The 22,029-nt window shown below is 45.3% G+C and carries 20 protein-coding genes; 15 read left to right on the forward strand and 5 right to left on the reverse strand.

Going from position 1 to position 22,029, the window contains the following annotated elements:
- Positions 1–9: 9 nt before the first annotated feature.
- From AC2A4J_RS19475 to AC2A4J_RS19505, 7 genes are all read left to right on the forward strand, one after another.
- Complete coding sequence (locus AC2A4J_RS19475; RefSeq protein ID WP_484177178.1) at positions 10–1,092, forward strand: ABC transporter permease; 1,083 nt, start codon at positions 10–12, stop codon at positions 1,090–1,092.
- Positions 1,092–1,889 carry an ATP-binding cassette domain-containing protein gene (locus tag AC2A4J_RS19480; protein WP_484177179.1) on the forward strand — a complete coding sequence of 266 codons (798 nt, stop codon included), beginning with the start codon at positions 1,092–1,094 and terminating at the stop codon, positions 1,887–1,889. The genes AC2A4J_RS19475 and AC2A4J_RS19480 overlap by 1 nt, the downstream gene beginning before the upstream one ends.
- Before the next feature lie 67 nt (positions 1,890–1,956).
- Positions 1,957–2,949 carry a substrate-binding domain-containing protein gene (locus tag AC2A4J_RS19485; RefSeq protein ID WP_484177180.1) on the forward strand — a complete coding sequence of 331 codons (993 nt, stop codon included), beginning with the start codon at positions 1,957–1,959 and terminating at the stop codon, positions 2,947–2,949.
- Positions 2,950–3,017: 68 nt separating this feature from the next.
- On the forward strand, positions 3,018–3,905 hold the full coding sequence (locus tag AC2A4J_RS19490; RefSeq protein ID WP_484177181.1) for an AEC family transporter: 888 nt from the start codon (positions 3,018–3,020) through the stop codon (positions 3,903–3,905).
- Positions 3,906–3,929: 24 nt separating this feature from the next.
- Positions 3,930–4,493, forward strand: a complete 564-nt coding sequence (locus tag AC2A4J_RS19495) for a mechanosensitive ion channel family protein (RefSeq protein WP_255827094.1) — start codon at positions 3,930–3,932, stop codon at positions 4,491–4,493.
- A gap of 87 nt (positions 4,494–4,580) precedes the next feature.
- Complete coding sequence (locus AC2A4J_RS19500) at positions 4,581–4,856, forward strand: hypothetical protein (RefSeq protein ID WP_072842024.1); 276 nt, start codon at positions 4,581–4,583, stop codon at positions 4,854–4,856.
- A gap of 126 nt (positions 4,857–4,982) precedes the next feature.
- Positions 4,983–5,813 (forward strand): ion transporter, encoded by an 831-nt coding sequence (locus AC2A4J_RS19505; protein WP_255827093.1) that lies wholly within the window; start codon positions 4,983–4,985, stop codon positions 5,811–5,813.
- A gap of 24 nt (positions 5,814–5,837) precedes the next feature.
- Here the strand turns inward: AC2A4J_RS19505 and AC2A4J_RS19510 are convergent, their stop codons facing one another.
- Positions 5,838–6,734, reverse strand: a complete 897-nt coding sequence (locus AC2A4J_RS19510; RefSeq protein WP_484177182.1) for an EamA family transporter — start codon at positions 6,732–6,734, stop codon at positions 5,838–5,840.
- A gap of 292 nt (positions 6,735–7,026) precedes the next feature.
- On the opposite strand from AC2A4J_RS19510, the gene AC2A4J_RS19515 reads away from it, so the two are divergent.
- The 5 genes from AC2A4J_RS19515 to AC2A4J_RS19535 all read left to right on the forward strand — a co-directional run bounded on the left by AC2A4J_RS19515 (position 7,027) and on the right by AC2A4J_RS19535 (position 13,222).
- Entirely contained in the window at positions 7,027–7,698 is a 672-nt protein-coding gene (locus AC2A4J_RS19515) for a response regulator transcription factor (protein WP_255827091.1), read from the forward strand.
- On the forward strand, positions 7,691–9,121 hold the full coding sequence (locus AC2A4J_RS19520; RefSeq protein ID WP_255827090.1) for a sensor histidine kinase: 1,431 nt from the start codon (positions 7,691–7,693) through the stop codon (positions 9,119–9,121). The genes AC2A4J_RS19515 and AC2A4J_RS19520 overlap by 8 nt, the downstream gene beginning before the upstream one ends.
- On the forward strand, positions 9,111–10,214 hold the full coding sequence (locus AC2A4J_RS19525) for an ABC transporter substrate-binding protein (protein ID WP_484177183.1): 1,104 nt from the start codon (positions 9,111–9,113) through the stop codon (positions 10,212–10,214). Before AC2A4J_RS19520 ends, AC2A4J_RS19525 begins: the two co-directional genes overlap by 11 nt.
- A gap of 106 nt (positions 10,215–10,320) precedes the next feature.
- Positions 10,321–11,259, forward strand: a complete 939-nt coding sequence (locus tag AC2A4J_RS19530) for a TAXI family TRAP transporter solute-binding subunit (protein WP_255827088.1) — start codon at positions 10,321–10,323, stop codon at positions 11,257–11,259.
- Between the two features lie 10 nt (positions 11,260–11,269).
- Positions 11,270–13,222 carry a TRAP transporter permease gene (locus tag AC2A4J_RS19535; RefSeq protein WP_484177184.1) on the forward strand — a complete coding sequence of 651 codons (1,953 nt, stop codon included), beginning with the start codon at positions 11,270–11,272 and terminating at the stop codon, positions 13,220–13,222.
- 92 nt (positions 13,223–13,314) lie between these two features.
- Here the strand turns inward: AC2A4J_RS19535 and AC2A4J_RS19540 are convergent, their stop codons facing one another.
- From AC2A4J_RS19540 to AC2A4J_RS19550, 3 genes are read right to left on the reverse strand one after another with little or no spacing between them, the layout of a single operon-like run.
- On the reverse strand, positions 13,315–13,452 hold the full coding sequence (locus AC2A4J_RS19540; protein WP_181858564.1) for a hypothetical protein: 138 nt from the start codon (positions 13,450–13,452) through the stop codon (positions 13,315–13,317).
- On the reverse strand, positions 13,452–14,465 hold the full coding sequence (gene cydB / locus AC2A4J_RS19545; RefSeq protein WP_484177185.1) for a cytochrome d ubiquinol oxidase subunit II: 1,014 nt from the start codon (positions 14,463–14,465) through the stop codon (positions 13,452–13,454). The genes AC2A4J_RS19540 and cydB overlap by 1 nt, the downstream gene beginning before the upstream one ends.
- Entirely contained in the window at positions 14,462–15,922 is a 1,461-nt protein-coding gene (locus AC2A4J_RS19550; protein WP_484177186.1) for a cytochrome ubiquinol oxidase subunit I, read from the reverse strand. Before AC2A4J_RS19550 ends, cydB begins: the two co-directional genes overlap by 4 nt.
- A 351-nt stretch (positions 15,923–16,273) precedes the next feature.
- On the opposite strand from AC2A4J_RS19550, the gene AC2A4J_RS19555 reads away from it, so the two are divergent.
- Together AC2A4J_RS19555 and AC2A4J_RS19560 are read left to right on the forward strand one after the other, a co-directional pair.
- Positions 16,274–18,190 carry an ATP-binding protein gene (locus tag AC2A4J_RS19555; protein ID WP_484177187.1) on the forward strand — a complete coding sequence of 639 codons (1,917 nt, stop codon included), beginning with the start codon at positions 16,274–16,276 and terminating at the stop codon, positions 18,188–18,190.
- Positions 18,177–19,541, forward strand: a complete 1,365-nt coding sequence (locus tag AC2A4J_RS19560; RefSeq protein ID WP_484177188.1) for a sigma-54-dependent transcriptional regulator — start codon at positions 18,177–18,179, stop codon at positions 19,539–19,541. Before AC2A4J_RS19555 ends, AC2A4J_RS19560 begins: the two co-directional genes overlap by 14 nt.
- A 24-nt stretch (positions 19,542–19,565) precedes the next feature.
- Here the strand turns inward: AC2A4J_RS19560 and AC2A4J_RS19565 are convergent, their stop codons facing one another.
- On the reverse strand, positions 19,566–20,465 hold the full coding sequence (locus tag AC2A4J_RS19565; RefSeq protein WP_484177189.1) for a LysR family transcriptional regulator: 900 nt from the start codon (positions 20,463–20,465) through the stop codon (positions 19,566–19,568).
- A gap of 107 nt (positions 20,466–20,572) precedes the next feature.
- Here AC2A4J_RS19565 and AC2A4J_RS19570 point away from each other — a divergent pair, with 107 nt between their 5' ends.
- A complete protein-coding gene (locus tag AC2A4J_RS19570) occupies positions 20,573–21,976 on the forward strand; it encodes a M20 family metallopeptidase (RefSeq protein ID WP_484177190.1) in 1,404 nt (467 codons plus the stop codon).
- Positions 21,977–22,029 lie beyond the last annotated feature (53 nt).

Genomic DNA, 22,029 nt, shown 5'->3' on the forward strand with positions numbered 1-22,029 from the left:
GAGTAGTCTATGAGTTCTACCAACACAAAACCGTCTACAGCGGTGCTTGATCACGACAAAGTTGCGGATCAAGCCAGTACCTATGTTGCCAAGTTCGAGCGTAAAGAAACCTTTGTGCAGCGTTTCCAAAAGTTTCTTCATCATTATCCAATTGCAGCGCCAAGTATTGTTCTTTTATTGGCCATTTTTTGCTTTAGTTTGATTGTCGGTGATCGCTTTTTATCACCTTTTAATCTGTCTTTAATTCTGCAACAGGTCACTATTATTGGTGTGATAGGTGTTGCTCAAACGTTAATTATTTTAACCGCGGGTATCGATTTATCTGTGGGTGCCATCATGGTGTTAGCGTCCGTAGTCATGGGGCGCATGGCGATGGATTATGGCTTTGAAGCTTGGCTTGCCTTGTTGATCGGCATTGGCGTTGGTGCGATTGCAGGGTTTATTAATGGTTTGCTGATTACGCGCATGAAGTTGCCGCCTTTTATCGCAACGCTTGGTTCATGGAACGTGTTTTTCGCCTTGAACTTGTGGTATTCAAAAAGTGAAACCATTCGTTCTCAAGATATCAGTGCGGCGGCGCCTTTATTGCAGTGGTTAGGTGAAACCATCAACGTCTTTGGTGCCAGATTAACCTATGGTTCTTTGTTGATGTTGGCGATCTTCTTTGTGATTTGGTATGCGCTAAACTGGACTCCATGGGGACGTCACGTTTATGCCACGGGCGACGATCCTGCTGCGGCAAAATTGGCAGGTATCCGTACGGATCGTATTTTGTTGTCTGTGTATATTTTGGCTGGCGTGGTGTGTGCCATCGGTGCGTGGGTCTTGATTGGTCGTATTGGTTCGGTTAGTCCTCAAGCGGGTTACACCACAAACTTAGACAGTATTACAGCAGTGGTTATTGGTGGTTGTAGTTTGTTTGGTGGTCGAGGCTCTATCTATGGCACCTTGATTGGCGCCTTAGTGGTTGGCGTATTTCGTAATGGTTTGGCACTCGCGGGTGTTGATGTGTTATGGCAAGAGTTCACCGTCGGTATTTTGATTATTGTTGCCGTTGGTGTCGATCAGTGGATCCGAAGAGGGACAGCATAATGGTAGCTCAATACGATAAAACTCCCGTGTTACAAACAAAGAATTTGGTAAAACGTTATGGCAGTGTAACGGCGATTGATCATGCTGATTTTGAACTCTATCCTGGTGAAATATTAGCGGTCATTGGCGATAACGGTGCCGGTAAATCTTCATTGATAAAAGCCTTGTCTGGCGCTTTGATTCCGGACGAAGGGGAAATCTTGTTGGATGGCAAGCCGGTGCATTTTTCTTCACCAATGGAGGCTCGTGCGTTAGGCATCGAAACGGTTTATCAGAATTTGGCGGTCTCGCCAGCCCTAAACATTGCTGATAACTTGTTCTTAGGGCGAGAGTTATTGAAGCCGGGTATTTTAGGTTCTGTCTTTCGTATGCTGGATAAGAAAGAAATGGAGCGACGCGCTAAGGATAAAATGACCGAGCTGGGTTTGATGACCATTCAAAATATTAGTCAAGCCGTTGAGTCGCTTTCAGGTGGTCAGCGCCAAGGTGTGGCGGTTGCTCGCTCAGCTTTGTTCGGCAGTAAAGTGGTGATTATGGATGAGCCAACAGCGGCACTTGGGGTCAAAGAGTCTCGCCGAGTATTGAACTTGATCAAGGAAGTTCGTGACCGTGGACTGCCCATTATCTTGATCAGCCACAATATGCCGCATGTATTCGAAGTGGCCGACCGTATCCATATCCATCGGTTGGGTAAGCGCGCGGCGATTGTGACACCTCAGACCCATAGCATGTCGGACGCCGTCGCCATTATGACGGGTGCTATGGCGGTTGGTGAGTCAGAGGAAGAAGCGGCCTAAGCCAAACCGCTATTTTTATCTGCCATCAGGTAGGGCAAAATAGCGGCCTTTCATCAGGGGAAACAACATGAGCCTAATTAAACAGTCAATGTCGAGTTTTCAGAAAGCACGACAGCTTTGGAAAGGCTATCGCCTAATGCCAAGCCTATTGGCGGTTTCGATTGTCGCCGTTTCGCTTTCTCCTTTGGCCTCTCAATCCTCAGAGCCGGAATCTTCAGAGCGGCAACCCCTTAAATCAATTGGTATTAGCGTAGCCGATTTGGGGAATCCTTATTTTGTTCAGCTGGTGGAGACTGTATCTGCAAAAGCGGAGGAGTTAGCGGGTGCGCCCGTTAAAATGCTGATTCGCTCAGATGCGTATGATTGGCAACGACAAATAGGTCAAATCAATGACTTCATCGAGCAAAAAGTCGATTTGATCGTCTTAACCGCCGCGGATGAATACAAGGTTGCCGCTGTTGTCGCTAAAGCACAAAGAGCAGGTATTAAAGTGATCGCGGTGGATGTGAATGCACAAGGTGCAGACGCCACCATTACCACAGATAATGTACAGGCTGGTGCTATTGCTTGTGAAAAACTGGTCGAGAAGATTGGTTACCAAGGTAACTTCGTCATTATTAATGGTGTCTTAGTATCGTCTGTTATAGAGCGAGTTGCCGGCTGTAAATCCGCATTGAATAAATACCCGCAAATTACCCTGTTGAGTGACCGAATGAACGGTACTGGCAGCGTTGAAGGCGGAATGGAAGCCATGACGTATTTGATGGAAGAATACCCTCACATTGACGCGGTATTTACCATTAATGATCCAACGGCATTTGGTGCTTTACAGGCGTCGCAACAAGCCAAACGTGACGAATTTGTGCTGGCATCGATTGACGGTGCGCCATTTGCGGCCGAGATTATTAAGCAAAAGGGGAATCCTTGGATTGCTACTGCTGTCCAGCGTCCTATTCCTATGGCGGAAAAAGCCATTGAAATTGGTATGGATTTATTAAAAGGCAAAGACGTTGCTCAGCGTTTTATTTTGATTCCTTCAACGTTAATAGAGAAAAACTAATTTTTAATCCATCTTGGTCTTTTGTTGACAGGGCGTTAAGCTAATGCCCTTCGTGAAAGAGGCTATTAATGGACACTTCGACGTTATTTTTACAAATTTTTAATACGGTTTTCCCTTTGGCCAGTATCGTGCTGGTGGCGTTTTTATATGCACGAGTTCGCCCTACGGACATGACGGTGGCGAACCGCTTAAATATCAGTGTTTTTTGCCCCGCGCTTATTTTTTCTGTTATGGCCTCGAAAGAGTTCCATATTGCCTTATATGTGGATTTGATCCTTGCCGCTACTGTGGTGGTATTGGGGTCAGGTTTACTGGTTTGGCCGTTATGTAAGTGGCTAAAAATTTCGCCTAAAACCTTAGTTCCTCCAATGATGTTTAACAACAGCGGCAACTTGGGGATTCCTTTGATTGTACTGGCTTTTGGTGAATCCGCTTTGCCGATCGCGGTAGTGCTATTCCTCACCGAAAACTTGCTACATTTTACCGTTGGTATGTATTTACTTAATCCAAAAACCAACCTTCTTAATGTGCTGAAAATGCCGATGATCATCGCGACGATATTAGGTTTAATATGGAGCCTACAAGGTTGGACGGTTATGCCAGCAGTCAAAGTATCCGTTGATATGATGGGGCAAATCGCTATTCCTCTGATGCTATTTGCGCTCGGCGTTCGTATGACGAATGTCGACTTTAGTGAATGGAAATTGGGTGTGATTAGCGGCTTTTTGTGTCCATTAAGTGGTCTGGTTATTGCTGTCATTTGGTATTACGTCGTTGGTATGTCACCAGAGAATTTCGCCTACTTACTTATCTTTGCTTGTTTGCCGCCAGCGGTGTTGAATTACATGGTGGCCGAGCTTTATCAGCAGGAGCCTCATAAAGTGGCGTCCATCGTGTTGATCAGTAATTTGATGAGTGTGGGGATTATTCCTGGTGTGTTGTTCTATGTTTTATAAATTCGTTTTAGGAGAAAAAGCGTAATGGTGCAGATTGGCTTAATCGCTTTATTAGTGGTGGCTTATGTCATTGTGTCTCGTATTTTAAAGTCGACGGTAAGGTTGTTGGGGCAAAAGAGTTTCGCCAACGAAGTGCGAATAACCTACGTTTCGAAAATGCTAAATCTTGGTTTTACCGCGACTTTTGTTATGTTGGTTTGCTTGGTACTAGGGATTGGTTATGGACAGTTAGCGATCTTTTTCTCGTCTGTTTTTGCCGTTGTAGGCGTGGCGCTATTCGCTCAGTGGTCCATTTTAAGCAACATCACAGCGAGTTTAATTATCTTTTTCAGTTTTCCTTATCGAGTAGGAGATTGGGTAAAGGTGGTCGATAAAGACGATGAGATTTTGGGGCAAATTATGGAAATATCGTCTTTTCATGTGATCATTCATCGGCTATCTGGCGATGTAGTGACTTACCCTAATAGCTTGATTCTACAAAAAGCAGTCGTGCGTTTTGAAAGCCGAGAAGCCGCACAGGCAATGAGTCAATTTAAAGAGTCAGGAACCCCAGAAGATAAAGTAGAGCAGCAAAGTACTATTTCTTAAAGTTGAGCAAAAAGTAAACAATTTTTTAAGATTTCAGATCTTTGTGTCATACTAAGATGCTTTGATCTTTAAGAAAGGAAATCTCTCGTGAAATCCGATCCTGAGTCTTTGTTAAAAAACAATGATGCGCTGATTCATTCCGATGCGCTGAAAGTAAAATCTCATGCCCAACGCCCGCAAGAAGACTGGGTGCTACACACTTTAATGATCGAAGGCTACGATGTCCCATTTCGCTTTAAACGCCAAGGCAAATATCGCACCTTACGCGGTGCTCGTGTGAATCTCACCTATTATCCGACTCAAGAAATGGTCGCGGGAATTCCAGTTGAAATTATGAAAGTGGTGCGCGTTAAGCGGACTTAACCATCAAGTGCTGTAACTTATCTCGCTTCTGCTTTTATTCTTTATGATATGAACTTAATATGGCGGCTCCTGTCAGTGTTTCAGGTGTTTATTGTCGAGATCGTTGCATATTAGGTGTAGAAAAGCATGGAAATGAATCATTCTGAAAGTTGGTTTGCCAAGATAAAGCGCATAGAGCGCAGCCCGTGGTTTCAGGGCTTTATTATTGGCATTATTGTGGTCGCCGCATTAACGGTTGGCGCTAAAACCTATTCTTTGCCTTACGGTATTGATAAAGCCATTAATTTTCTCGACAACTTTATTACTGTTTTCTTTTTAGTTGAGCTCTCACTTCGTTTTATCGCCTGTGATGATAAGCGTCGCTTTTTTAAAGATCCTTGGAATATCTTTGATACCGTGATTGTTGTTGGCAGTTTGATGCCAATTTCAGAGACCGAGATGATTCTTGTCGCGCGTCTACTGCGTGTGTTCCGAGTGTTACGTCTGGTGTCGATTATTCCTGACCTGCGCTTTCTGATTAATGCTTTACTAAAAGCCATCCCAAAAATGGGCTACATTGCCTTGTTGATGTTTATCATTTTTTACATCTTCGCAGCGGTCGGCTCGATCTTTTTCCATCAAGTAAATGAAACGCTTTGGGGTGATATTGCCATCTCAATGCTGACATTATTTCGTGTAGCAACGTTCGAAGATTGGACGGATGTGATGTACGAAACCATGGAAGTGTATCCGTTTAGCTGGGTTTTCTACATCATCTTCATATTCCTAACCGCCTTTGTGTTTTTGAACATGATGGTGGGTGTGATGTTAGATGTCATGACCCGCGAAACAGCAGAAGAAGAGCACGAGAATCAAGAGAGCAATCACCAAGCCTTGGTAACACAAATTTCTGAGTTACAAGCTCAAGTCGCACGTCTTGCGGATAAAATCGACGCGCAACAAGATCGAAAAGATTAACCTACCTTCAATTTCAAAACGACTTCAAGCGGTGCGCTGGCTAACTTTCTTTAACCAGCGGCCGCCGAATGTGTTTAGCATTAGCCCTACTAATACGATCAAAATCCCTATCCATTGCATAGCGCTAACCGTTTCAGACAGAAAAATTTCAGCTGATGTTAATCCGACCACAGGTACGCCCAAGGTCAACGGTGCTACGGTTGCTGCAGGGTAACGAGACAACAAATAGCTCCACAAACCATAGCCAGCCAAGGTAGCAAAGAGCGATAGGTAGGCAAGTGACGCTATGGATTTAAAGCTTAGTTCAATGATGTTGCTCCACATGACATCGCCGCCATCAATAAAGTAGGCGCATATAAAGAAAGGGATTGGCGGAATCCAGCTCGACCAAACGATTAAGTTTAGGTTGGCATCGTAGCCTTTGCGGCTAATGATTTTGGTGAAAATATTTCCCATTGCCCAGCTAGATCCTGCGGCTAAAGTTAAGCCAAAGCCAAGCGCCGTCATGGTGGAGTCTTCATTGTCCAATCCGATGACCGCCAAGCCTCCAATGGCAATGCCAATGGCGAGTACTTGGTAAGGTCGCACGGCTTCCTTTAGCAACAAAATAGCGAATAATAGAGTGAAAATGGCTTGGGACTGCAACACCAAAGAAGCTAGGCCAGCGGGCATTCCGAAAGATATAGCGCTGAATAAAAAAGCAAATTGGCCGAAGTTCAATGATAAGGCATAACCAATACACCAAAGCAGCGGTGTATTAGGGCGAGAGAAAAAGAAGCAACCAATCATACCTATAACGAGGAAGCGTAATCCGCCCAACATCATCGGCGTGAGCTCGTCCAGCCCCCAACGCATGACAATAAAGTTAAAGCCCCAGGCGATGATGATAATCAGCGCCAAAAACATATCTTTGCGAATCATGTTGAGTCCTTAACTTTGTCATAGTGAGGCGAAAATAAGCCAACTACTTTACGTGTTTTCGATAAGCTTGCACATGGACAGATAAAGGAAGAATGGAGAACACAGATCATGAGAGTCTCTTATTGTTGAGACATACACGGTATTCATTTTTCAGCAAATCCATTAATAGAAGTGATAGTCCATTCATTCATGTTGGAATATAGTCTAAATTGACAAGGTTCCGAGTGCAAACCGAGTACCGCACATTCAATCTGCCCTATAACAATAAAGAAGTCACAAGAGCATCAGTATCATGCGTATTTTAGTAGTAGAAGATGATCGTATTTTAGGCGAAGCCATTAGCCAAAGAATCAGTCGAATGGGGCATGGTCTTGATCTTGCGCAAACTGGTTTACAGGCAAATCAAATGTTGGCATTGCAAGAATACGATCTCATGCTATTGGATCTAAATTTGCCGGATATGACAGGGGCTCAAATATTACAAACGCTTCGAAAAAAACACTCTAATACGCCGGTGATTGTGCTGACTGCCCGTGATGAAGTAAAAGATCGCATAGAGCTTTTGGATCTAGGTGCTGATGATTATATGACCAAGCCCGTGGACTTTGGTGAGCTTGAAGCTCGTTGTCGTGCTTTGCTCCGTCGTAGCCAAGGGCAAGCACAAAATACGATAGAATACGGCAATGTTAGTTTAGACCTGCAAGCATGCACTGTGACTATTGGCGATCACCTGGTCGAGTTAAAGCAGCGAGAGTTTCGTTTATTAGAAGTGTTCATCAGCCACACCGGAAGAGTGTTAAGCAAAGAAGTCTTGATAGAACATATTTATAATTTTAATGAAAACCCGAACCCTAGTGTCATTGAAATTTACGTAGCTCGTTTGAGGAAGTCTCTGCAAAGCAGTGACATCAACATCAGAACCATTCGAGGCCTTGGCTACTTGTTGGAAAAGCATCATGGCTAAGGCAACTACCTCGATTCGCCGGCAATTGATTCTAATGGTTGCGACAGTGTTGATAGTGATTAACGCAGTGGCTCTTTGGAGTGCGCATATTTATGCAAATAGAGCGGCGAAAGAGTCTTATGATCGGCTTCTTTATGGCTCTGCTTTACAGATGGCCGAAAATATCAACATATTGGATTCGCAGTATTTTATCGATTTGCCCGTTTCGGCATTTGAAACCTTAGCCTTATCTACCTCAGATCGCGCCTTTTATTCCATTATGAATGGACAATATCAGGTGCTGACAGGTTATAACGATCTTCCTAATATTCCGTTTACCCAGTTGCTTCAGCAATCCAGCGAGAAAGAAAAATTTATTCCTATTTATTATGAAGCTATGTATCACGATGAGATGGTGCGATTTATTGCGTTAGGGAAACGCTTGTTAGAGGGAGACAGTGTTAACGATGTTTTTATCATCGTCGGACAAACATTGGATGCTCGACGTGCTGCGGCGACGGAAATCAGCCAAATGGCATTGCAATTTGTAACCTTATTTTTCTTTATCACGTTACTTCTATTACTTTTTGTTATTTGGCGAGTATTACAACCCTTGCAAACGATCAAGCAAGCCATTACTGAGCGCTCGTCTCAAGAGCTGTCTCCTTTAGATGCGAATGTACCCAGTGAGATAGCGCCATTACTAAAAAGCATTAATTATTTTATGGCCCAGCTGGATAGCACGTTAAACCGACTAAAACGTTTTACAGCAGAAGCGGCCCATCAGATCCGTACGCCTTTGGCTGGTCTAAATTCACAGGCGCAAAACGCAATAGATGAAACCGATGAAGTGTTACGGCAAAAGCAACTACAGCATATTTTAGAAAGCAGTAACCTATTGACCAATACGGTCAATCAGCTTCTTAGTCGCGCTACGTTGACACATCGTTATCAGAGTCATCCTTTTAGCCCTGTGTCTTTGGACTATGTGATCAAAGAAACTTGCCGTGAGCTGGTGGTTTGGGCGTTAGAGCGAGAAGTGGAGATTGAATACGTTGGCGATATCCAAGCAACAATTAATGGAGATGAGTTTGCACTCAAGCAAATGCTGCAAAATGTCATCGAAAATGCCATTAAATACAGCCCAAAAGGTGGTGTGGTGGAAGTTGAGTTGATGATTGTTTTTGAACAATCCGTCCCCTTAATTGTGCTACAAATTCGAGACCAAGGGGTGGGTGTACCGGATCAGGATAAGGAGCATATTTTCGAGTACTTTTATCGTAGTCCTGACAATTTTGCATCAGGTTCCGGAATCGGTTTATCTATTGCTAAAGACGTGGCGGAGCACCATGACGCTAGATTTCACTTAAAAGACAATCAGCCAACCGGATTAATTGTAGAAGTCATTTTCCCTCAACGAAAAGGGCTATCGTATGAAAGTTAGTTGTCTGTTAGGGCTTGGTTTAATTTTGGTTAGCCGTATGGTGTTTGCTGATGCCGTGCGACAAGATTCTTATGTCGCTTTTCCAAGTCTGAATAAACAACCCACGTATAAGGAGGATGTGCTCGTTATTTATGGTGCCGTAAATCATCAAGCAATTGAGCCATTGTTTAGGGCATACCAAGAAAAGTATCCGAATGTAGCCATTCATTACACTGAGTCGAATACTCGTCATTTATACGAGCAATTTATCTCTCAGTCTAACGTTAGGCCTGATGTGATGCTTAGCCCAGCGATGGATCTTCAGTTTAAGTTGGCTAACGATGGTTACGCCTTGAGTTATAACTCGCCAGAGCTTGTTAATGTTCCTAAGGGCTCACATTGGCGAAATGAGTTGTTTGGTTTTACCTACGAACCAATCGTGACGGCGATAAACAGCGATATTCTGGCTGGTGACGAGTTGCCCCAAAGTCGTGAGCAGTTATTGAATTTGATCCGGAATAAAAATCATCTTTTAGACGATAAAATGGGCTTATTTAATATTGAGCAATCTGGATTGGGTTATCTAACATGGGCCTATGACGGTCAGCAATCCCGTAGTTATGGTCGGTTATTGGAAGCGTTCGGGAGGCACCAAGCTCGGCTTTATATGGATACTTCCTCCATGCTAAATGCGCTTTTAAAAGGCCAGATATTCATCGCTTATAATCTTGTCGGCGCCTATTCCTATCAGTGGTCGCAACAGTATGCATGGATCAAAACCATCATGCCGACAGATTATACGACGATCATCATGCGCACCGCATTTATCCCTCGTGATGCTCAGCAGCCGACATTGGCGAAGCGCTTCATTGATCTTTTATTGTCTCCAGAAGGGCAGCATGTACTTGCTAATCAATCAGGCATTACGCCAATAAGTGCAAAGGCTAAAGGTCCATATAGTCGAGATGAATTGAGTAAATTGCCACATGGAATTTTTCGTCCAATTCCTCTTGGCTTAGAATTGCTTATTCAAACAGACGATGCCAAAAAACAACTTATTTATCATGAATGGGACAATGCTATGTTTGCTGAGCCTAACAATATTTCTCAATAGTTTTTATTTTTTTATGAAGTATTCAAGACCCATGAAAGGTTCATGAAAGGTTTCCTCGCTAGAGTGTTCTAAGCAATAACAAAACAAAAATAAGTTGGAGAATACTATGTTTAAAAAACTGCTTATAGCGAGTGCCTTGTGTGCGACTTTAATTAATAGCCCTGTTCAAGCGGCAGAACGTGTATCCATTGGAACTGGTGGAACGGGCGGCTTGTTTTATGTGATTGGCGCAGGGATTTCTGAAACTCTAAATAAACACATGGACAATACGACGGCACGAGCTGAAGTAACGGGTGCGTCTGTGGAAAACAATCACCGCGTTGCAGCGGGCCAAATGACAATGGGATTATCTTCTTCTTCAACTTTGTTTGAAGCAAAAAATGGCCAAGGCCCATTTAAAGTAAGCGGACCTTTGGACGTGGCTGGTATTGCTTATTTATATCCAGCAGTGCTGCAGGTCGCAACGATTTCCGGAAAAGGAGTCGACTCCTTTGAAGGCTTGAAAGGCAAGCGTGTCAGCATGGGGCCTCCAGGAAGTAATGCCGCGGTTTTAGCAACTCGTTTGTTACAGGAATATGGTGTCTTTGACGATATCACACCACGTTTTCTTTCTTATAACGAAGGGGTAAAAGCCTTGGTAAACGGCCAAGTTGATGCGACAGTGGTTTTGGCAGGTGCTCCGACTTCCTCTTTGATTGATCTCGACTCACAAACCGACATGAAATTGTTGTCGGCTGATATTAATAAACTCGATAGTTTGATCCAAAAATACCCTTTCTACCAAGCTTACTCTCTGCCTGCTGGAACCTACCCAGATCAAACCAAACAGGTTTTGATGATTAATGATCCTGCTATTTTGTTCACAAGCGGTAAAGAAGATCAGAGCAAAATTTACAACATCACCAAAGCGATTTTTTCTCATTTAGATGAGCTAGGTCAAATTCACCCACAGGCAAAAGCAATTTCGTTAGAAACCGCAAAACACACTCCTGTTGCATTGCACCCAGGCGCGAAAAAATATTATGACGAAGTAAGCGCAAACTAGGAGATCCATTATGTTGAACTCAGATTCCAGCAATGGCTTTCAAAGTTTGCTCCTTGAATCAAAATTCGCTGGTGGCAAGGAACGTCTAGCAGTCTCTTTATTGTTTAGTGTGATCGCCGCTGGAATCGCCGGTCTTGTGCTGTATGGTGCGTATTATGGAGGAATTACCGCGTTGCTATTGAGATCGTCGTTTTTCTCTTTAGTGGCGGGGGCTGCCATGCTGTTTTACGCGCTAAGATACAAGAGTGCCATGGGCCGTGGTGTGTTTTATCTATTGGCCCTATTGGCTCTAATTCCGGGGCCTTACTTGTGGCATTACTACATTGATATTGTCATGCGCGGCGCTATGTCGGTTGAGCAAGATAGGTTGATCTTTATTGCTCTGATTGTGGTGGTGTTTGTCTTTGTCCGTATTGCGGTAGGTAGGGCGTTGATTATTTTAATGACCCTCGCTTTTCTTTATGCGTATTTTGGCTATTTGATCCCTGGTAAATATGGTCATGGTGGCTATGATCTAAGCCGTCTGACGTCAACTCTGATGTTATCGACTGAAGGGGTTTATGGTGTGCCAATGGGGGTCGCCGTTGAGTATATTTTCCTATTCGGCTTGTTTGGTGCCATTTTAACTAAAATTGGTACGGGCGAGGTTTTTGTTGATTTGGCCCGTGGTTTGACTGGACGTGTACAAGGTGGCCCTGGCTTATCTGCGGCTTTGTCTAGCGCATTGCTTGGCTCCCTTAATGGCAGCGCTGTGGCCAACGTAGTGACCACAGGTACTTTTACTATTCCGTTGATGAAACGCGTGGGCTACAGCGCAAAACTGGCTGGAGCGATCGAAGCCGCTGCGTCTTCGGCGGGGCAAATTATGCCACCGGTTATGGGGGCTGCTGCTTTCTTGATGGCAGAAATGATTGGGATTCCTTATGCCGAAGTCGCAATGGCCGCCTTGGTTCCCGCACTTTTGTATATTTTGGCGTTGATGATTTCAGTACGCCTAGAAGCTGGACGCCTTAATTTAGAAAGGGATACCGAAGCGGGCTTACAATTGTTATTAAGAACGCTGAGAACAAAGAGCTATCTTTTGCTTCCGCTGGTGGTTTTGATCGGTCTAATGATTTCAGGTAAATCACCAACCCAAGCGGCCGTTATGGGGATCTTGGCTGGTTTGCTCGTTTGTCCTTGGAAAAAAGCCACTCGTATAAATGTGGTCGATTTGATTGCGGCTTGTAAGGAAACCTTGTCTTCGACGCTACCGATTGTAGCGGCTGTTGCAGCCGCTGGCGTGATTATCGGTATTCTGAATTTGACCGGTATGGGCTTGATGTTGTCTGGTTTGATTATTGAACTGGGTGATGGCAATTTATGGGCCGTCTTATTACTCACCGCATTGGCGTCTTTTGTTTTGGGTATGGGATTACCAACATCAGCGGCGTATTTGTTACTCGCGGTATTGGTTGCGCCTGCGATGACACAACTTGGTATGGAAACCCTGTCGGCGCACATGTTCATTTTCTACTTTGGTTTAGTGTCTGCCATTACTCCACCTGTTGCATTAGCAGCTTACGCGGCGGCGACAATTTCTGGTGCCGAACCGAATGAAACGGCCGTTGAATCCATGCGACTAGGTTTTGTTAAGCTTTTGGTTCCGTTCTTATTCGTGACCATGCCGGGGATTTTATTGATTGGGACAACGGCGAGTGTGATCGCAGCGATCTTGTTTGCTACCCTGGCAACAGCATCGATGAGCATCGGCTTTTCTGGCTGGTTACGTGAGAATTTATCTTGGGTAACTCGTTTACTATATGTTGTTGCCGCGGTACTTATTGCTTGGCCTGCGGCTGCTACGGACACTTCCTTGTTCGTGGTCAGTGCGCGAGTATTGGGTGTGGTGGTGTTTGCCGTTTTGCTTGTGAAAGCGAGCATGGGCGCGAAAGCTGATACGCTTAAAGCGGCTAAAGTGTAACCATTATTGTCGTAATCTTTTACTGAATAATGCTAAAAAGCCCCACACTTAAAGTTGTAAAGTGTGGGGCTTTTTTATGCGAATAGTATTGCTCAAGGCAACCCTGTCATTAGCAGTTTAATTCCATAAGATGCGGTTAATATGGCAATAAAGCCGATGCCGTACAGCAGCAAAAACCATTGCCACGATTTGAGTTTGGCTGCTTTTTCTTTCAGGCTTTTGAGTGACATTAGTAACCCTCCTGATAATCTTCTACCTTACCTGCAAAGACGCGGTAACCCCATAAAGTGTAGGCACAAATCAAGGGCACGAAGATGCATATACCTGGCAGTAAGAAGAGTAAGCTGCTGTCTGGGGAGGCGGCTTCCATAAAGGTTAGCTGTCTTGGTATTAAGTAAGGGAACAAACCCACGACAAGCCCCGCAAAGCCAAGCAAAAATAGCGTTGCAGCGTACCAAAATGGTCGACCTTCATGGTGAGTGATGCCAGCGGAATGGCTGTTTAAATCTTTCCAAGCCAATACCGCGACCACTAAGGTAATGATAGGTAAAGGCGATAGCCATAAAAAATTTAAGCCAGAGAACCAACGTTGACGAATGTCTACTTGGCTAGCCACCGTCCACAGGCTGACGATGACCATGGCTAAAATAGTGATTAGTAAAAGTTTTTTACCTAATTTTGCCGCGTGCTCTTGAATGCGGCCGCGACTTTTCATAAACAGATAACAAGCGGCCAGCAAGGCATAACCTGCCATTACAGAAAAGCCTGTTAGGATAGAAAAGGGCGTTAGCCAGTGTAGGCTAGATAAGCTATCGACACCGACTGGTACGCCTTGAACAATCGATCCTAGTAACATGCCTTGGCAAAACGCAGCGATAGCCGAACCCGCACTAAAGGCGAAATCCCAATAAGGTCGAGACGTATCGGACTTAAACCGATACTCGAACGCCACACCACGAAAGATCAACGCAAACAGCATAAGCATGATAGGCAGATAAAAAGTCGAAGTAATGCCAGCATAAGCGGCGGGAAACGCCGCAAACAACACCACACCACCAAATACTAACCAAGTTTCGTTGCCATCCCAAACGTGTGAAATAGAACGCATTAAATGGTCGCGCTCGCCTTCTTGGTTAAACCAAGGGTAGAGAATGCCAATCCCTAAGTCGAAGCCATCAAGTAGCACGTACATAAAGATGGCAAAGCCTAAGACAAGGAAGTAGAAAAAAGCCAAATCCATCATTTATCTCCTTGTGCTTGTGCTTGTGAAGTTTGATCGTTTGCTTGCTGTTCTATTAATTGTTGTTCTTTCGTTGTTAGCGACTTTACCCAAGCCAATGCATAGCCCGGTGCTTTCATACCAATCAGTTGCTGTTCGAGAGCTTCCATTGACGGCGGCCCTTTTTTAATCAACTTGCGCATGAAGTAGAGATAAACACCAATCAGTAAGCTGTAAATGATGACAAACATGGTCAAGGTAAACAGCACTCTTTCTGGAGGAAGAGGCGATACAATCTCCGATGTTCTAACTAGGTTGTAGACAATCCAAGGCTGACGGCCGATTTCCACCACATACCAACCTGCCAATACCGCAATAACTCCCATCGGCGTAAAGAATGTGACGAGTGACAAGAAGGCTTTGTTTTCATATAAACGGCCTTTACGACGTAATAAGAGCGCGAGCGCCGCGATGCCCATCATGCCAAAACCAATACCCACCATGACACGGAAAGACCAAAACACTAACGGCACATTAGGTCTGTCTTCTGGCGGTACGGCTTTTAGACCTTGTACAGCGCCATCCCAAGAGTGAGTCAAAATCAAGCTACCAAGGTTTGGAATGCCGACTTGATAATCGTTTGATTCCGTTTTCATGTTCGGCATAGCGAACAGTAGCAGCGGCACGTTTTCTTCTTCCGCTGGCCAAATGCCTTCCATCGCAGCGAGCTTGGTTGGCTGGTGCTCTCTTACGTTCAAACCGTGCATATCACCGATCCATGCTTGCAGTGGCGTTAGTACCAAGGCAAACCACATGCACATGGACAAGCCTTTTTTCGCAAAAGGAATGTTTTTCTTTTTTAGTAAGTAGTAAGCACTGATGCCCGCTACTACAAACGTCGCGGTGATTAACGACGCAACTAGCATGTGCGTGAGTCGATAAGGCATAGACGGATTGAAGATGACTTCCATCCAGCTTGAGACTTCGAATTTACCATTGATGATCTTGTAACCTGCGGGGGTTTGCATCCATGAGTTCGCCACAATGATCCAAAACGCAGAAATCCAAGTACCTACCATAACGGTGACAGTGGCGAAGAAATGCAACTTGCGGCCGACGCGCTGCCAACCAAATAGCATGACGCCAAGGAAACCGGCTTCCATGAAGAAAGCAGTGAGCACTTCATAAGCCATCAGCGGCCCAAGTACCGCGCCAGTAATCTCCGAAAATTTGGAGAAGTTAGTACCAAATTCATAGGATAAAACAATGCCAGATACCACGCCCATGCCAAACGTAATGGCAAACGGCTTGATCCAAAATTTGGCCAATTGCAAGTAGTAAGGGTTGTGTGTTTTTAGCCACAGCCCTTCCCAAATGGCAATCAGCGTCGCCAAACCAATGGTGATACTGGGAAAAATAATGTGAAAGCTCACCGTAAAGGCGAACTGTATGCGAGATAAAATGGCGACGTCGAGGTCCATATTGGCTCCCTTGGGTGTCAGTAAGCGTTAAGAGATTTCGTTTAAAGCTAGGCGTTTCACTTAATTTTTAGCGTACGCATTTGCTGTAAAGCGAGAGGTAATAGCGCCAAGCCTACAATGCTAAAAAGTGCGATGACCTCGGTCAGTAAAAATCCAGTATTCATGGTGTGAGCCCTATCAGTTGAGAATAGATTGATATAAATCAAGAATTACTCAAGGTATAGCAAAGGACAGGCCAATTATTTTTGATTTTCATCTATTTGATTTTAAAGGATAAAATTATAGCTTTGCTTGTGATGTAAAAAGGGTTTACGATTTTCTCACTTTTTGGTGTAAACGAGGTTTACGATTTTGACATTATCGTTGATGTTTGAAGTCGCCATGCTGCTGACCAGTGTGTGCGGTGTCTTGGTCGCTGCTTGGTTGTTGTGGCGAGCGCGAAAGCAGAGTGATCTTCAAGCCTTAGCTGGCTTCGCGATTATGATGGCGATTTGGTGCTTCGGGCATGTGGTGTTGTTCCAAGGCTATGAGCAAGTTGGCATCCACATTATTCTCGCTAATCCGTTGATGCCGACTTTTTTCCTACATTTTGCCATTCGCTTTGTGAACTCTGGCCCAGTCAAAGAGCCGATGCTTGAACGCTTATATCAAGCGGTGCCTTGGCTTTATCTCACCAGTTTCGTGGTGGTGTTACAGAGCTGGTGGATCGGCGCGGGCGATGCTATCAGTACCTTGGATACACGTTCCTTTTTTATCTTTACCGAGGCGGGGACATGGAATCTTGCCTATACGGTGTTGATCGGCATCTTGGCTCATGGGGTGTTGTTGTTTGGTTGGTATCGACATTCTGGTAATAAGAAACGCTCCATTCTCGCCATGTTTGGCGTTGGCGCTTGGGGCCTGTTGTTAGCGACCAGTTTTGTGTTTCCTTCTTTTGGCATTAGCTGGTTTCCCTATCCCATGCTCTTACTGCCAACCTATTTGCTATTGTTGGTTTATGCGGTAGTTCGCTATCAAATTTTGTCGGTCAATGCCTTTGCCAATCGGGCCTTGCTTTGGGTTGCCATGATGTTGGTGATTCTCTGTGTGATCGCGGTCATCAGCGTGGTGTCTGGTCGTATTGGTTTGCAGGCGCTGGCCAATGTACCCAGTTGGCAACTCTGGTTGTATTCCTTGCTGATTTTGGTGGTTGCGGCGGTGATTTATCAGCCTTTAAGCCGTTTGGTTTCTCGGCTGATTTACCCCGGCGCGTTATTAAATGAAGCTGTGTTAGATACCTGGTCAACCCAATTGAGAGAGGCTCGGGGTTGGGCAGAATTGACGAATGTTGGTGAGCAGTTACTTTCGCGACAAATAAGACAAAATGTAGCGATTCAATTGCAACATGGCGACTATCCGGTAAAAGGGCAGAATAACGCGTTGGCTATACAGGTGTCTCGATCGGAGTCTGATTGGCACTTTGTATTAATTGGTTGGGAAGATGCCAGCCCAGGTATGCGTCTTACGGCGGAAGTGTTTGCGTCCTTATTTTCGACCAGTTGCGGCTTGCTTGAACGCTCGTTGGCCTTGGCGGTGGCCGAGCGAAAACGCATGGACGAACAGCATCTTGTCGAGCTGGGCAGCTTGTCTGCGGCGATGGCCCATGAGCTGCGCAATCCTCTGAATATCATCTCTATGGCGGCTTATGACGCACCAGCCGAAACGCGCCAACACATTCAAACTCAGCTGAAACGCGCCGATCGTTTGGTGAGTGATATGTTGGTGTATTCGGGTGGGCTGTCATTGCAAATAGTTGCCACACCATTGCGATCATTGATTGCAAGCGTATTGGCGCAAGCCCAGCTTGAAGGCGTGAGTTATGAGCTTGATATAGATGAAACGCTGGAGCTGGAAGCAGACTCGCAACGGTTGCAGCAGGTGTTCATCAACCTGATTGATAATGCCGTGTCCTTTTTACGCTCCACGCCCGATAGCAAGTTGTTTATTGAAGCCAAAGAAGAGGGCCAACAGCTTGTGATTCGCGTCCACAACAACGGACCAGCAATCGATGTAAGCTTACAAGGTGAAGCCTTGTTTCAACCCTTTGTGACTAAGCGAGCGGGCGGCAGTGGTCTTGGTTTAGCCATTGTGCGCCGTATTGTTGATGCCCATGGTGGCAAGATTTGGCACCGCTCTGATTTGGCTTGGTCGGTGACGTTTGAACTTATTTTACCTCGCCATTTTTCTGGCGCAGCGCTTTCAAATAGAGAATTCCATGACACAAAATAAAATATTACTGGTTGATGACGAACCCGCATTTCGTGAATTGGCGAGCCGTTGGTTGGCCAACCAAGATTACCATGTGAAAACGGCGGCGAGTTTAGCCGAAGCCAAATTGGCGTTAGCGGACTTTGATGCGGACTTGGTGTTATTGGATTTATCTATGCCGCCGCATTTTGATCCGCAAGTGACCTTGGAGGCGATGGATGAATTCGCTGGCCGCCCAGTGATTATTATTACTGGCCATGCGGATCGTGACTTGGCGCTTAAAGCCATCGAGCTTGGCGCATGGGATTTTATTGCTAAGCCGATTGATCCTGATATGTTGGCCGTGGTGGTGCGCCGAGCGATCACCAAAACCACCTTAGAACGAGAGCTGACTCAGCTCAAGCAAGTTAGTAATTCCTCCCAAGGTGCGTCTGCGTATATCGGTCATTCGATGAGTTCGCAAAAGGTCAGGGCGCTGGTGGAGCGAATTGCGCCGACGGATGTACGCGTCTTAGTGACTGGGCCATCGGGTACAGGCAAAGAGGTCATTTCTCGTACCTTGCATGACTTGAGTCATCGCGCAGCCAAGCCGTTTGTTTCTGTGCATTGCGGCGCGATTCCGGCGGATTTATTAGAAAGCGAGTTGTTCGGTTACGTGAAAGGCGCCTTTACTGGGGCGGAAAAAGACAAAGTCGGTTTATTGAGTTTGGCCGATAGCGGTACCTTGTTTTTGGATGAAATCGGCGAAATGCCATTAGCCATGCAGGTCAAGTTGCTGCGGGTGTTGCAGGAAGGCACTTTCTTTCCGGTGGGAGGACGAGAGCAGAAGCACATCGACATTCGAGTGATCTCTGCGACCAATGCCGATTTAGTTGAGAAGGTTCGCGAAGGCAGCTTCCGAGAGGATCTGTATTACCGCATTAAAGGTGTCAATATTGAAACCCAAGCGTTGTCGGAGCGACTCGAAGATGTTCCTGTGTTACTCCAGTCATTTCTACAGCGTTTGCAAAGTCAGCAAGCTAAGCAGCTCCAACTCAGCCCTGAAGCCGTACAATGGTTTCGCGATCAAACCTGGCCCGGTAACGTTCGTGAGTTAAAAAACGCCCTAGAAAGCGTCGCGTCTATTTGCCCACAAGGGCAAATTACCATGGAAGACATTCAGCTGCTTTACCCCAGCGGTGAACCTGTTCGTCACGCCATGACAAGCGTAACAACAACCGATGCGACCTTAGATGAACAAGTTAGAGACCTTGAAATTCGACTGATTACCCAAGCCTTAGAAAAAAGCCAAGGCAACCGTACCCAAGCCGCCAAGCAACTGGGGATTTCAAGACAGGGGCTGATTAAAAAAATTGAGCGGTATGGGTTGTAGGCGAATATCCGCACCAATGCAGTATCAGTCTTGCTTTTTAAGCGACTCGGTAAGGTGGCTTAAAAAATACCTTACGATGACGGGTAGCTTTCTTCTTGACATAATTTGTACCTGCAGGCTGCGCTGGGCTAGTGATGGTTCTCGCATTGGGCGTATCACCAGACCATCTTGTTTTGCTCGTCTTGCAACGGTTAGTTCCCCACAAAGGGCGATGGCGTTTTGGCTTTCGTTCACAAAAGTGTAAATGGAACCCGCAGAGTCACTAGACAAGGCAGGGATGATTTGTACGCCTTCGATATGACAAGCTATATCAAATAAATAACTGAGCGTTGTTCCTGATCCGGATGTGGCAATAGGGTATTCGGTTAAATCCCGAATACTGATGTCATGCTGACTGGCGAGAGGATGGTTTTTGGATAACAGGGCGACGATTGGTGAAGGTACTTGCAACGAGACTTCAACACCTTGCTCTGGTTGCAAATTAAAAGTGAATGCAGCATCGACACTGCCGTCTCTAACAAGCTCTGTTGCTCTACTCGAATCGACAACTTGTAGTGAAAAGCGAGCACTTGGATATTCCAAGCGAAATTCCGCCATAACATGAGGGATAAAGTCCCAAGCCATGCCTTCAGGGCAAGCCAGTGCAATAGATTGTTGCTGGATATTGCTGATGCCCTTCATTTCCGACATCACGTTTTTAAATTCCAGCGTATTGCGCAGTGAATACGTGTACAAAATGTCGCCCGCTGGCGTTAAAGACATACCTCTGGCTTTACGTTCAAACAAAGACAACTGAAGCTTTTCTTCTAGTTGGGTTATTTGTCGACTGATCGCCGAAACTGCAACGTGGAGTTCTTCCGATGCAGCGGATAAGGAGCCTGTTTTCGCAACAGCATGAAAATATTTTAACGAGATGTCATTCATAAGCTTTCTATTTTATAGAAGGTTTTATTGTGTAATTGATAATTGTTGTAAAGCTTATTACATCTTAAGCTAAATACCATAGTAAATCTGTGTATTTTGGAGAAAAAATGTCCCAAGCAATGAGTCAAAATGGCCGTCAAACTGCCTTACAACAGGCCGCTTCGACTATTAAAAATGGTCAGTTTATTGAAACGTTAACGCGCCGTGTGGCGTTTGCTTCAGAGAGCCAAAACCCAGAAGCCAGTGCTGAACTCATGAAATATCTAACGAATGAGATTCAGCCGACCTTAGCGAAATTAGGCTTTGAGTGTGAAATTTTTCCAAACCCTATCGAGTCTTGTCCGCCGTTATTAATCGCTAAGCGTATTGAAAATGATTCTTTGCCGACGTTGTTAACGTATGGTCATGGTGATGTTACCAATGGGCAGACAGAATTATGGCAGGCGGGTACTCATCCTTGGAAATTATCGCAGATCGGAGAAAAGATCTTGGGTCGTGGTACGGCGGATAACAAAGGCCAACATACGATTAACCTGCTAGCGCTCGAATCGGTATTGGACGCCCGTAACGGTAAATTGGGCTACAACGTTAAAATACTATTTGAGATGAGTGAAGAAGTTGGTTCTAAAGGTTTAGAGCTCTTTTGTCGCGAGCAAAAAAAATCGTTAAAAGCGGATCTATTTTTAGCATCTGATGGTCCAAGATTAAATGCGCAAACACCGACTATCTTTCTTGGGTCTCGAGGTGTTTGCCAGTTTCGCTTACGTTGTGAAACTGGCAATGGAGCGCGTCATTCTGGCAATTGGGGCGGTGTTATTACCAACCCTGTGACACGTTTGCAGCATGCACTTGCTAGCTTGACGACGGCGGATGGACGAATCACCGCTGAGAGCTTACGAGCACCGTTACCAAGTGGTTTGACTGCTGAGATGATGCAAGCGTTAACCGTTGGCGGTTATGCTGGTGACCCAACATTGAATGATCAATGGGGGGAAAAAGAGCTTACCGCGGGTGAACGATTGTTTGGTTGCAATACACTAGAAGTCATTGCTATTGGCGCTGGCGATATCAACAAACCTATTGGGGCGATTCCTGATGTTGCCGAAGCAGTATGTCATTTACGTATTGTGCCGGGCACGGATTGGCAAAACCTTGTCTCTAATCTATCCGCCTTTCTTGAAGAGAAAGGTTTGGGAGATGTTAAGGTCATTTTTGAGGGAGGGTACAACGCGACGCGCCTAGACCCAACTCACCCTTGGGTTGGATTTGTTCAGCGTTCTATGGAAACCTCGTTAGAGCAGGCGGTGACGGTTTTACCCAACTTAGGCGGTACTATTCCAAATCATTGTTTCGCGGATGTATTAGAACTACCGACTGTGTGGATGCCACATTCTTATCCATCTTGTAAGCAGCACGCACCTGATGAACATCTTCTTGAAAGTGTGGTTCAGCAAGGGCTTTTGGCTGCGGCTGGTTTATTTTGGGATTTAGGCGAACATTGGCCCGAATAAATAAGCGCATGTTAATGTCTAAAACGGTGGTCCAATGCGGCCACCGTTTTTTT

The organism is Marinomonas sp. ATLA20 (assembly GCF_057180105.1).